Consider the following 13452-nt stretch of genomic DNA (forward strand, 5'->3'; position numbering starts at 1 on the left):
GGCATGCAGGTGTGCAGTGCCGACACCATTCTCAGGGGAATCAAAGAACTGGGCACCGAGACAGTTTTCATGGAAAACCCCTACAGTTGGGTAAGGCACGGGTTCAACCTGAACGCAAGGCTAAATGAGTCATTGGTGAAGGGGTTAAAACATACCGGACAGCTCAAAAGCAACCGAATGTACGACCTGGATTACGACAACCAAGTCCAGCCGACCGAAAAGTACGATGCGGAAAAGACATACAAAAATGCCTACGGTTACCAGCCCGGTATTGCCTCCATTGACAACCTGCCGGTGTACATTGAGGGCAGGAACGGCAACAGCCAAGCGAAATACCTCTAGGAAGAAACCCTGGAAAGGGCGTTTTCAAACCTGCAGGGCAACAAAATAAAAGTGGGTAGGCCTTCTGCTGACCTGAATAGTTTTTCCATTCTGCAACCGAAAAGTGAACCGAAACAACAATGGCGAATCCAAAATGATCACTATAGTGACATTTAAAACATCCTAATTATCTACCTGCGGATTTTGGATAATATCAATTTTTAAGTTCACCCCCAACTCTCCTGTCAGCTCCTCCAAATATTCCCTAAAATATTCCTCCTGTGAAAACCCAGGGTCTGCCAATTCCCAAGCAGCTACGGCGTAATATTCCAATGGCATACCTTCTTCGATTTTTACCTTGGCCAAAAAACTATCGGTAAGCTGCCCCCTCTGGGGAGCTTCTGTCCAGCCTTCGTAAATGGTATTCGGAATGATCAGTGCCAATCCCAAATACCATTCTTTGTCATAGGTTTGCTTATCATGGGTATAGAGCACCGTAAAATCCCCTTTTTTGAAGGTCTGGAGCATTTTGTCCGTATGGATATTGACCAAGCCGATCACGCCTGTTTCATCTCCTTGTAGGTTATTAAACACCACCGAATTATGATAACCATACATGCCTGGCCATATCTGAGTGGTTTCGGTGACCTGATAGGTTCTTCCTGTTTCTTCTGGTGTCCAATCCTGATAAGCATATTTCATCAAGGAAACCAACGGACCACTTTCGACCACCTCAAAAGTCGTCTCGGCCACATTATTGGCACTGTCTCGCTGGGTGACGCCCAGCCGAACGGCTTGGTCATCTATCAAAAGTGAATAGCCACCAATTCCCACTGAAGTACCTACGGACAGGATATCCCTGCCCCAAACCTCCATGACATGGTAGTTATCCTCTGTCACGCCCGCTGCATTAATACCGACATTTCGGGGTGACATGGTACTTACTTTTTTGCCGAATACATCTTTGGAATTACGGCCATCAAGGTAATGCCGAAAGCCCACCTTGTCATTTTCCCATGATGGGCCATCGGTCTGATAAGGTTGATAGCCCATTACACCTGGCAATTCCTTGGGATAAAACGTATCCTTCTTGGCAGGACGCACCGTATCTGATTCTGACGGTCTGACCCCAAACCGCACGTAGGTCCTCTCTTGCCATTCCAGAGCCTCCGTCTTCCAATTAAGGCTTATTTCCTTGGATGCTCCCCGATCCAAATCCAATAAGAAAAATAACTCATCCCACTCTCCATCCCCATCCGTATCGACCAATTGGCTCGGAATCGTATCTGATGAGCGCTTATCCATCAGTAGAGGCTGCATTCCTTTTTTAACGGAAATGCCCAACTTTCCCTTTGGAATGCGTACGGGCTTTTCTGATACATCAACCTGACTTGGATTACTGGCCGAAATCAATACATCATCTTCCATTTTGGTTTCACAAGCTACCACTAAAAGACAACCTATAAATAAAGAAAACAACCTGTGATTAAAATGTTGGTTAATCATTGAAATGTTAGTTTATGGGTAAATGGTGTAATGCCCGTAAGGTAAACATGATTGCCTTTTGTACGCAAGGAGCCAAAGTGCACACTGTATTTTTCACCATCCAAACGTCGAATCCGATCGTGTTTTTTAATGCCCGGCCCAAAGGTGATCTTATCCCCATCTTTCTCAAACACTCCTTGACCATCAGTCAAAAAGTAATTGTCCTCACCATCATTCGCTGATTCCACACCTTTCAATTGCCCTGTCTGATCAAAACACATTTCCACGGTAACACTCACGCCCTCTAATCCAGTAACCTCAAAAAGCAAATCCACTATTCCATTGTTTTCTTCCACAGTTACTTTACTTTCCAATGTCTTTACATTGCTCACAGGGCGCTTGTCAAAGGCCATCTTGCTCCAAAACCTTCCGTCCACACTCGGGCTAAGCTCGTAATCTCCATCTTTATGTTGAAGGGATTTTGGTAGTGGTTGGTAATAGGGTGCTTCCAACTTTTGGTAAAGGTGATATTCGCCATTTTCATGACGAAGTCCCTGGCTCCTGAAATGTCCCATACTGAAAAAATTAGCAGACATCCGCATGTACCAAAGAATGGCATTGCCTTTACGGTAACTGAAAAAGTTAGGACTTACAGATCGGCCTGAGGCAATGATCAAAGGCCAATCCACCCCGCCAAAAATGGTGGCAGTGGTACTCTCCCTCCTGATGCGGGCAAGGCTACTGGTGGTAAACAGTTTTTCGAAATCCACCGGAACCTGTTCACCGGCCGGAAGGTCCTTTCGAAGCATTTCATCCTCCATAAAATGGAAAAATGCTTCCTCGACTATCATCCGGTCAAAACCAGGAAAGCCCTCGATCATCTGGCAGATTTTAGCAAAGCGTCCATTTTGATCATAGTTGGCCAAGTAACGATAATGAAGGTACTGCACCACAATACTACGGTGGGAATATTGGTCTTGACGTCTGCTGTCTGTCGTTACCAGATCACCGTTTGGTTCCATGTAATAATAGGTCATCTCCAAACTCTTCCGTGGGGCTGCATATAGCTCTGGCCGCCCCAACAACCTTCCCAAAGCAATAAAAGCGTTGTTTTCCACGTCCGAATAGTTCATGCTTCGCTCTGGATAATGCCCGTCTTTGTCCAAGTAAATGCCTTCGCTTAGCCATTCATCAATGCGTTTCACATATTGCTGATCAGGGTAAAGCTGGTTGATCCTGGCCAGTGCATGGCACACCACCCAGCGGTGATTTGGGGTATGAACCCCTCCTACTACCAGTGCATCGCCTGTTTTAAGCACAAATCCCTTGATCTTTTTCTTTACCGGATCCAGTCGACCATCAGCCTTTTGGCTCAAAATATAGACTCCCGCACAAAGTGGCTCCATGATAAAAGCCGTATCGGGAGGAGATTCTAAGTTACCGGCATTGATGGTTCCGTCTGGGCGTTGATTCTCGATCAGTTTGTCCGCAGTATAGTCCAGTAAGCCTACCACCTCAGCGGCCTCATAAAACCGAGAATCGGCACAGCAATAGGCAGATGCCAACATCGCAAAATTATAGCCATAGCTTCGGCCTCCATGCTTATTGGCTTGATCTCCCTTATCAAGAAGATTTTCCACATGCTGGTCGTTGGCCTTTACCATATCTTGCCATAGCTGCGCTGTACCTTTATACCTTGGATGCTTGGCAATTGAAAAACCGAGTGTTGGCATCAGGTACATGGCTGAGCTCAAGCTAAAAGTCTGCTTCAGAAAAGTACTCCTGCTTATTTTTTTCATTTTTTCTCTTATTTAGTGGAAAGGCAGAAAACAGGAGATGCTCCCAGAAGGAGCATCTCCCTTACAATCAAACCCCCAACAATTTAATATCCGTCGTTTTGTGTGATACTGTTTCCAGTGACATCCACTTCGCTTTGCGGAATGGGTCTAAGGCTATGAAAAGGCTTAATGGCATTGTTCAGAGCGGCATGAGGGTTGTACTCGAGTACTCTTTCCTGCAGCTTGCCCGTACGTTTGAGGTCCATCCATCGGCTGATCTCTCCTGCCATTTCGATCGCACTTTCATCCAAGATCACATCAATGTTCATGTCAACAGCTTCCAACATCATCTCTAGCCCAGCACGATCGCGAAGTGCGTTGATATGTTCAGCTGCTTTGTCAGCATCGCCAGCCTGGAGGTAAGCCTCTGCTGCGATCAACCTGGTTTCCCCAGAGCGGATCAAGATCGCGTCCCGCTCACCATCTGGATTGATCCCTGGATTGGTATAAGGTACCCCCGGATCGTCAAATTTCTTGAACATCGGAAAATGAACCTGAGTCAATCCATCAGGAGTAAAATATTCATCTGGATTGAAAACTACGTAGTCCTTACTGCTGATGACAGCATCCGCCCAAGCTGACTTAGGGAAATAGATGCTGGTATCTCCTTCTTGAATGATCCCATCTGGCCCATTCACTTCCGCAATCATCAACCTTCTGATCGTAGCTTCCTCCCTTTCGTCACCTTCTTCAAACAAGCTGAAGAAATAAGGTGTGGGAGCCCTACCTAACCCTCTATGGTAAAGCGTAGAGCGTGTCTGGCCTGGATATACATCGTACACAAACTTAAACAGTAAATGGCGATAGTTTCCAAGACCTCTTGATACGGGGTTGTCTCCATATAGCAAAGAAAAGATGACTTCTTCGTTCCGTTGGTTTTCGATGGACATCAATGACCCAAAGTCATCCACCAAAGGATGCTTGTCGATCACTGTTTCGGCCAATGTCGCCGCCTCAGAAAAATCAGTTGCACTGCCAAAATCCTTATAGCCTCTTGTCAAAAGTACTTTGGCCTTTAGGTGCCTTACGGCATCCTTTGATACTTTTCCATATTGAGTCGGGGATTCGGCCACAGCTGTCAAGGCATCATCCAGATCAGCCATTATCTGACCATAAACATCCGCCTCACTTGCTCGTACAAAGTCATTTTGGGCAGTTTTAATTTCTTCCAGCACCAAGGGCACCCCTCCAAAGTTCTCTACCAGATGGAAATAAGCAAAAGCCCGTAAAAACTTGGCCTCACCCACTCCCACTGCTCGGTCTGCATCACTCAATCCCTGCACCTGGTCTGCCCTACTGATGGCTGTATTGGTCGCGGCCACAACATTGTAATAATTGGTCCAGTATGTTTGCAAAGCGCCATTTACTGGCCGGAGGTTAACATAGTCATTCAACTCACTGATCCCGGCAATGATATCCCTTCGGGTAAATATATCCGTACCCTGATGGTCAAGGTCATAGAAAGTAGTTGCCAAACGCATTTTGTCATAAGCATTGGCCACCATTTGGTCCAGTGCGGTGGGATCGCTGAGCAGGATCTCATCGGACAGGTAATTTCTGTTTTCTTCTTCCAGAAAATCCGAGCAAGAGGACAAGCCCATGATTCCGAGGATACTTACGATTAATATAATATAGTTCTTCATGATGCTTTCTGATTAAAATTTGACATTGATACCACCCATAAATATTCTGGACATATAAGCTGACCCCCAGCTGTTTCGGGCGGCATTTTCAGGATCCCATCCCTCATAATTAGTAAAGGTAAATGGGTTCTGTGCAGTGAAATACAGTCTCAAATTCTGGATCTTCAGGGCATCCAGCACATCTTGCTTAAAATTATACCCCAATGTGATATAGCCTACTTTCACGAATGACACATCATGGTAAGTAAGTGGCTCGGAGAAAGGCCCGTTATTGCTCGGTTGGTACCATTCATTGGACGGATTGTCAGGGGTCCAGTAGTTGGTCTGGAGGCTATTGAAGCGCGCAGGTGTGGAGTCAAATCCCCCAGAGTGGGAAATATGAAAATAACTGGCCGATACCGCTCCCTGATTGGTCCTTACAAAGAAGGTGAAGTCCCAATTTTTATAATTAAAGGTATTGGCTATACCGCCAGTCCATTTAGGCATATTAGAGCCGATCACCGTACGGTCATCTGCGTCAATGGCACCATCATCATTAAGATCTCTCACTTTTACCTGACCGGGCTGCTGGCCATAGGCTTGGGCTTCGTCCGCTTCATCCAGCTGCCAGATCCCGTCAAACTCATAAGTATAGATCGATCCAACAGCCTCTCCCACTTTATGTACATAGGAGCCCGCCTGGACACCAAAGAGGATTTGGTCCAAATCCCCATAAAGTTTGGTGATCTTGTTGTTGTTTTTGGCAAAATTCAAAGACGTGGTCCATTTGAAATCTCCCGTGTGGATGTTCACGGAATTTAGGCCCAGTTCTATCCCTTTGTTTTCGGCCTCTCCTACATTTTCAAATACTCCCGAAAAACCAGAAACTGTCGATATTGGCCTAAAAAAGATAATGCCCGTGTTCTTCCGATGATAAATATCCAATGAGCCATACAGACGGTTATTGAAGAAGCCAAAATCCAGCCCAAAATTAAATTCCTTTGTCTTCTCCCAGGTCAAGTCCTGGTTGGCCAGGTTGGTGACAAAAGCCGTTTGGTTAATTTGATTGCCAATATTGGTAAAGTTATTGCCGATCAATGAAAGTGATCCCAACGGTGCCAAACCGCCCCCGCCACCGTTATTGCCGGTCTCACCGTAGCTCAACCTCAATTTCAAATCAGCAATGACGTTTTGGTCTTTCATAAACTCTTCATCGATAATACGCCATGCGAAGGCTGCGGAAGGGAAAAATGCCCACTTGTTTTGCTCGGACAAGATGGATGATCCATCGTACCGACCTGTCAGGGTAAACAGGTATTTGTCCCTGAAGGCATAATTTACCCTTGCCGTATAGGATTCCAATGTCTGCTTGGAAAAACCTCCCTCTGCCGTCCTCAAGTCAGAACCTGCATCAATATTATAAAACAAGAACTCATCAGTACTATAGTTACGACGTTGCATCAGGTAATTCTCATAGCGATCCATAAACAATGAGTACACAAATGTGGTATTCAGTCGATGATCACTACCAAACTCAAGGTTATAGTTGACAATATTATCCCACGTATAGGAAATACGGTTACGGTTATTGACTTCCGCACGGGTGTTGCCTTGCTGTCCACTGGTGGATTTTGCATACCTTCCCCTGTACTCACCATATCTGGTAAATTCAATATTAGGTGAGAAATTAGAGCTGATCTTAAGGTTTTCTACCGGTGTGAAGGCAAGTGACAAGTTGCTCAGGTAATTAAGGGTTCTTGACTCCCTGGTAATGTTATCAGGTTCAAACAACGGATTGGTGATGAAGGTCTCTCCCTGCAAAGGGAAAAACTGAGGATCTCCATTTTCGTCAAAAGGAGTACCAGTAGGACGTAAACGATAGGCACTTCTTAGTCCTTCACGGCTGCCTTCATTCCTTAGTGCAAAGGAGGCATAATTATTAAAGGAAATAGAAAAAAGTTCGGACAACTTGCTGCTCAAGTTACCACGAATCGTGTACCGTTCGTAATCTTCCCCTTCAAAAGTCCCTTCATCCTGAGTATAGGCCACCCCGATGCCGTAGACCGTTTTATCATTACCGCCATTGAGGCTCAAGGTGTGGTTTTGCTGCATGCCATTGTGCTGCACAAGGTCAATCCAATTGGCATAATCACCGTCGGCTATATTTTCCAGTTCATTGGGTCGCATATAATCGGCAAGATTGACATCACCAGCGGATACACTAAAATCTCCGGAAGAATAAAAGTTACCCACCACGGCATCTCTGAAGTATTGTACAAACTCCTCGCCTTGGAGCATATCTGGTAGATTATAAGCTTCTTTTACACCAATGTAATTGTCGTATTGAACGGTCATTTTTCCTTTACTGCCTTTTTTGGTCTCGATGATCACTACACCGTTACTTCCCCTAGAACCGTAAATGGCTGTAGCTGAAGCATCTTTCAGGACATCCATCCGCTCAATATCTGCGGGATTTAGAAATGAAATGTCATTCACAAATATTCCATCCACGACAAAAAGCGGATTCTGACCGGGGCTAAATCCACCCTGTTCCACCGTTTCACTGGCATTGATGGTGTTTGATCCTCGGATCCGGACATTGAACCCTCCACCGGGCTTGTTGTCAGCCGCTTGGATATTCACCCCAGCCACTTGACCTTGTAGCGATTGAAAGGCATTGACCTTATTGGCTTCTTGGATATTTTTGGAATCCATCGACACCACTGATCCAGTCAGGTCTTTACGTTTGGTCTCACCATAACCGACCACCACGACTTCATCCAGCTGGGCAACATCGGGCTCAAGCTCGACATCGACTACCGTTTGATTGCTAACAGGGATTTCTTGGGTAATATACCCTACAAATGAAATGGACAGTACCGCATCTGAAGGTGCGGCTACGTTAATGGAGTATTTACCATCAAGATCTGTTACCGTTCCTGTACTAGAACCTTTGATCAGCACTGTGGCACCTGGAATGGGCTGTTGGTCTTCTCCTGAAATGACCGTACCGGTAATTTCTGTGGATTGGGCGAAAACCAAATTAGTATAAACTAACATCAAGAGCAGAAACGCTGCACTTGAATAACATTTTGAGCGCGATACATAAATGTTGGTTTGAAATAAATTCGAAACCGACACGATGAATCGCTTAAGGGTTTTTAGAGAAAGGTGCTTCATAGATTATCACTTTGGGTTTTAGAAAATATTAGGTTTTAAACATTGACATTGTAAATCATTTAGTTTGGTAAAAAGATATTTTTCCAGTACTAAATTTTAAACATCGTATACACCAAAGTAAAAGTGTTATGAGAACACTTCCAAAACATAATATGCAAACGTTTGCATCGAAATGCATGTGGTTTTTTTTACTCAATCATTGATAAATCCACAATTAAAAGTCGCTTTCAATATCAATAAAAACTTCCCTTAAAATACTGTTTACCAATTAAATATATATTTCATCAAGAATTTAGCTTTAACTTATACATATTTGGTCTGATGTTATTAGTAGCCCCACCCATGAGGCGCTACATCATGCAGTACAATGTCGTGATAAGCTAATGCATAAATCGGGTTTAAATATTCCCTAGTAAAATATAAATCACCACAGTGATGATGACTAGAATCGCAGAAAGTAAACGCGCGTGTTTCCATCGAGTGGTGGGAATAATGGATTCCAATGATGGAACATTCGACCTCACCACTTTTGGCCCAAAATGGGACACTAAAAACATTATCAGGACATTCAGCACAAATTCTATCCCCCAAATGTGGACAAAATGGATATCAATAGCCAAAATAAAAGTGGTCAGCACATAAAAAGCCAGCCCCGTCACCAAGGCTACCTTGGCCGCCAATGGCGTGACCCACTTGGTAAAAAATCCTGCCAGCATAATCGAGGCAATCGGAATAAAGAAGATGCCATTTAGCTGCTGAAGCAGTTGGAACAACCCTTCAGGAGCATTGGCTACCATCGGCGCAGCCAGAATGGAGGTAATGGCCAAGACAGTAGCGGAAAGTTTACCGGCTTTTACCAAATGGCTTGAGCTGGCACTGGGCTTGATCAGCCTTTTGTAAATATCAATACTGAAAATTGTCGAGGCACTGTTCAGTACGCTGTTAAACGTACTGAGCACCGCCCCCATGATCACGGCAGCAAATACACCAGTCAACCCAACAGGGAGCACTTTCTTTACCAGCTCGGGATAGACCATGTCCTGCTGATCATACATGCTATCGCCAAAATAATAATAACCGATCACCCCGGGCAACACAATGATAAAAGGGACGAGAAGCTTTAAAACACCGGTGTAGAGCAGCCCTTTTTGGGCCTCCTTAAGGTTTTTGGCACCAAGTGCACGCTGAACGATGGTCTGGTTCATGCACCAGAAATACAGCTGATTGATAATCAAACCCGTAAAGAGCGTGCTGAAGGGCAATACGGAATCCTTCGCTCCCACGACATTAAACTTTTCGGGACTGTGTTCAAAAACCTTTTCCATTCCCGTGAGCGGATTGCCATCGCCAATCATAAAAAGCGCAATCAAAGGCACCATAAGCCCCGCCAAGAGCAAACCATAACCATTGATGGTATCCGATACGGCCACGGCTTTCAAGCCTCCAAAAATAGCATAAATGGAGCCTAGCCCGCCCACTGCCAAAACGGTATACCAAAGCCCTTGCTCCTGACTTACGCCTAACACTTCTGACACATTAAATAGGCTCTCTAGGTTAATGGCTCCGGTATAAAGTACGATGGGAAGTAACGTGATCGCAAAGGACACCAACAGGAAAAAAGCCACCATTGACCTTATGCCAGCGTCAAAGCGATTTTCTAAGTATTGGGGGATGGTCGTCAAGCCCATTTTAAGGTAACGGGGAACAAAATACAATGCCGCCACGATCAGCGCCAAAGCAGAAGTCACTTCCCAAGCCACAATCACAAAACCGTTTTTATAGGACGAACCGTTCATGCCTACCAGGTGCTCGGTAGAAATATTGGTCATGATCATAGAGCCTGCAATAACGACCCCCGTAAGGCTCCTGCCTCCCAAAAAATAGCCGTCTTCCGAATCGAGGTTCTCTTTCCGGGTTTTCAGCCATGCATAAATGGCCACAAAAAGTGTAAAACCAACAAATGATAAAACAGTCAAGTTCATAGGTATTTTGGGTTATTTGGTTTTTAGGTGATTGAGCTACTAGGTTATTGGTTATTTGGTTGTAACAAGGGCTATTTCCATTGTCCGTTATGTCCGTTGTGACGAGGGCTATGCCCCGGCACCGCGAAAATTGAGTTTATTAACTCAATACATCATACCAACACTACGTCCACCAACCCCTTCATTACTTATTCATTTCCGATACGGTGAAGACAACCTAAATCTGCAGTTCGTGTTATTGAGCTGCAAGCTCAAGGCTACTTCGTACCGGGGCACAGCCCTCGGTACAACCGGCGAATGGGTACAACGAGCTTGGTCGTTACTCCTTATGCGGTTGTGACGAGGGCTATGCCCCGGCACCGCAAAAATTGAGTTTATTAACTCATTACATCAAACCAACACTACGTCCACAAAACCCTTCATTACTTATCCATATCCGCTACGGTGAAGGTAACTTAATCTGCAGTTCGTGTTATTGAGCTGCAAGCTCAAGGCTACTTCGTACCGGGGCACAGCCCTCGGTACAACCGGCGAGTGGGTACAACGAGCTTGGTCGTTACTCCTAAAGCGGTTGTGACGAGGGCTATGCCCCGGCACTGCGAAAATTGAGTTTATTAACTCAATACATCAAACCAGCACTACCTCCACCAGGCCCCTTCATTACTTATCCATATCCGCTACGGTGAAGGTAACCTAATCTGCAGTTCGTGTTATTGAGCTGCAAGCTCAAGGCTACTTCGTACCGGGGCACAGCCCTCGGTACAACCGGCGGGTGGGTACAACGAGCTTGGTCGTTACACTTTTTCAATAATCCAATTATTTACACTATTTAAAAAACTTTATCCACTATATCATTATGCAAAGGTTTGCATTGCTGAAACAATATTTTAATTGCTTTTCACTATGCTATTTAAACTAATAATTATTAATTTTATTAATCAATTGTTTAATGTCTTTACTGAACTAAAAAAAGGCTATTAAACCATCTACTATTTAAGCACGCCAACTCAACAATTAACGCACCATGCTTTCTTTAACAGCATATGGAAAAGCTGCTTTTCATTCCTATATATTTTTTTCATATTTATTGATACTCCTATTGGGGTCAAATCAAGCTTTCGGCCAGAAAAACGACGATACGAAGATCGCTTTTCTGGCCGATGTGCATTTACAGGATGTCTACGCTGATTTAGGTAAGGGAGAATTTAAGGGGATCTATCATCCCCAAACGGACAAATATGCCACCATCCGAACGATGAAAGCGCAGATCAACTCTACCAGACTTTTTAATGAAAACTATTTTGCGTTCCATGAAGCACTGAAGAAAGTGGTCGCACAAGGTATAAAAATAGTCGTATTGCCGGGGGATTTCAGCGATGATGGCCAACCGATGAACCTAAAAGCACTAAACAGCATTCTTTCCGAGTTTAGTGAAGCATACGGCCTACGTTTTTACCTTACCACGGGAAATCACGATCCCGTCACCGCTACAAGGAGCCCTGGCGGTAAATATGATTTTATGGGACCTGGAGGCAAACCACAAGCATTGGTCAGTGATACTAGCTACCTAAGACACCGCCTTCCAGCAGACTTGCCCGTGGCTTTTTCGGATCAAATTGCCTATGGTGGTTATCTGGACGTTTTGGAAGAGCTGGGAGCCTTTGGCTTTTATCCTTCAGAGGAAGACGTTTTTTGGACGCATCCATTCGAAGCACTGGACTATGAAGCCTATAGTTTCCAAAAAGCCGAAAAAAATGCAGTATTGGCCAATCGGTACTTTGATGCCTCTGCTGCTGACTCCCTTCCGGATCTCAGTTATTTGGTCGAACCTGTCGAAGGAATTTGGCTACTGGGCATCGACGCCAACGTTTATTTTCCTGCGGGAGGAACGGGGATTTTTAAAGGATCAAGTGTAGGCTTTAACTTGGCAAAAGACCATAAAAGCCACCAATTGCAGTGGATCAATGAGATCGCCACAGAGGCTGAAGAAAGAGGGAAAACTTTGATTTCGTTTAGTCATTACCCGCTTGTCGAATTCAATGATGGCAGCGATGACTTGTTAAAAAAGACTTTTGGTCCGAATAAATTCCAATTGGCACGTAGTCCGCTGCCTTCCATCTCTACCGCCTACGCCGATGCAGGCATCAAAGTACACGTGGCCGGACATATGCACATCAATGACACCGGCATCTTTACGTCTGAAAACGACAACACCTTGGTCAATGTCCAAGTGCCTTCCTTAGCGGCCTATCCACCTGCTTTTAAAGTATTGACTTTTGGTCAACCCGGTAAAATAGAAGTGGCGACCCACCGTCTCCGAGACGTCCAAAGAATGGATGAGTTCTTCCCGCTGTATAAAATGGAACACGACTATTTGACGAAACAACATGATCCTGCTATCTGGAAAGAGGACATTCTTAGCGCTCCTACTTACCTGGATTACACCAGCCATCATCTAAGTGAACTGGTCAGGCTGCGGTTTATTCCCAGTGACTGGCCCGAACAGCACACAGCGCAATTGTTAGCACTTAATGGATTGGAATTGGCATATTGGGCCAGCCTTGAAAACAGTGATCTTCGAAATGATTTTTTGACCGATAGGTCGCTCCCTTCCAAAGCCCTAAAGCAGCTCTCAAAAAACCTCAAACAACAAAGGATCCGAAAATCATGGTTGGTTAATATGAGTGGACAGGAGCTGATCACCACTTTTTATTTTGTCAAGAACGGAGACCAATTGGCACAAGATGATATGGATAGGGACAGATGGAAAGCTGCGGAACATTTGATGCAGACCATAGGGGAATTGACTCCAGGTCAAAACGAGTCCTTTGCACACTTCATGGTCAATTTTGCCAAGATCTTTACCGCCATGGCCAAGGATACCCCATCAGACCATTTTATGATCGACCTAAAGGAAGGGACGGTAGAAAGTCTTTAGGATATTTTTACCAGAATTGCTTTAACCCGATTTCAATGCCGTTTAGTTAAGGGTATTTCCCCCTTTTTATGTACCTAAGAGCCTTT

General features: G+C 44.8%; 7 protein-coding genes. 2 read left to right on the forward strand and 5 right to left on the reverse strand.

Annotated elements, in window-relative coordinates; translation table 11 throughout:
• Positions 1-3 precede the first annotated feature (3 nt).
• Positions 4-342, forward strand: a complete 339-nt coding sequence (locus DN752_RS00575; protein ID WP_112782169.1) for a hypothetical protein — start codon at positions 4-6, stop codon at positions 340-342.
• A gap of 162 nt (positions 343-504) precedes the next feature.
• Here the strand turns inward: DN752_RS00575 and DN752_RS00580 are convergent, their stop codons facing one another.
• The 5 genes from DN752_RS00580 to DN752_RS00600 all read right to left on the reverse strand — a co-directional run bounded on the left by DN752_RS00580 (position 505) and on the right by DN752_RS00600 (position 10428).
• Positions 505-1827: a DUF4861 domain-containing protein gene (locus DN752_RS00580; RefSeq protein WP_112782170.1), complete on the reverse strand. Its 1323-nt coding sequence runs from the start codon at positions 1825-1827 to the stop codon at positions 505-507.
• The gene (locus DN752_RS00585; RefSeq protein ID WP_112782171.1) at positions 1824-3605 is read right to left on the reverse strand and encodes a hypothetical protein; all 1782 of its coding nucleotides are present in this window, start codon (positions 3603-3605) and stop codon (positions 1824-1826) included. Before DN752_RS00585 ends, DN752_RS00580 begins: the two co-directional genes overlap by 4 nt.
• A gap of 83 nt (positions 3606-3688) precedes the next feature.
• Complete coding sequence (locus DN752_RS00590) at positions 3689-5287, reverse strand: RagB/SusD family nutrient uptake outer membrane protein (RefSeq protein WP_112782172.1); 1599 nt, start codon at positions 5285-5287, stop codon at positions 3689-3691.
• A 12-nt stretch (positions 5288-5299) separates the two neighbouring features.
• Entirely contained in the window at positions 5300-8326 is a 3027-nt protein-coding gene (locus tag DN752_RS00595; RefSeq protein ID WP_245949404.1) for a SusC/RagA family TonB-linked outer membrane protein, read from the reverse strand.
• A 518-nt stretch (positions 8327-8844) separates the two neighbouring features.
• Positions 8845-10428, reverse strand: coding sequence for a solute:sodium symporter family transporter (locus DN752_RS00600; protein WP_112782173.1), 1584 nt, complete (start codon positions 10426-10428; stop codon positions 8845-8847).
• A gap of 1099 nt (positions 10429-11527) precedes the next feature.
• On the opposite strand from DN752_RS00600, the gene DN752_RS00605 reads away from it, so the two are divergent.
• The gene (locus tag DN752_RS00605; RefSeq protein WP_245949405.1) at positions 11528-13366 is read left to right on the forward strand and encodes a metallophosphoesterase family protein; all 1839 of its coding nucleotides are present in this window, start codon (positions 11528-11530) and stop codon (positions 13364-13366) included.
• Positions 13367-13452: the final 86 nt, after the last annotated feature.

Origin of the sequence: Echinicola strongylocentroti, from assembly GCF_003260975.1 — a bacterium.
GTDB lineage: Bacteria > Bacteroidota > Bacteroidia > Cytophagales > Cyclobacteriaceae > Echinicola > Echinicola strongylocentroti.

Bases quoted from the DNA above. Each gene is read 5' to 3' on its own strand.
- DN752_RS00585 (WP_112782171.1), bottom strand. From the start codon at position 3,605: ATGAAAAAAATAAGCAGGAGTACTTTTCTGAAGCAGACTTTTAGCTTG.
- DN752_RS00595 (WP_245949404.1), bottom strand. From the start codon at position 8,326: ATGTTAGTTTATACTAATTTGGTTTTCGCCCAATCCACAGAAATTACC.
- DN752_RS00575 (WP_112782169.1), top strand. From the start codon at position 4: ATGCAGGTGTGCAGTGCCGACACCATTCTCAGGGGAATCAAAGAACTG.
- DN752_RS00590 (WP_112782172.1), bottom strand. From the start codon at position 5,287: ATGAAGAACTATATTATATTAATCGTAAGTATCCTCGGAATCATGGGC.
- DN752_RS00600 (WP_112782173.1), bottom strand. From the start codon at position 10,428: ATGAACTTGACTGTTTTATCATTTGTTGGTTTTACACTTTTTGTGGCC.
- DN752_RS00580 (WP_112782170.1), bottom strand. From the start codon at position 1,827: ATGATTAACCAACATTTTAATCACAGGTTGTTTTCTTTATTTATAGGT.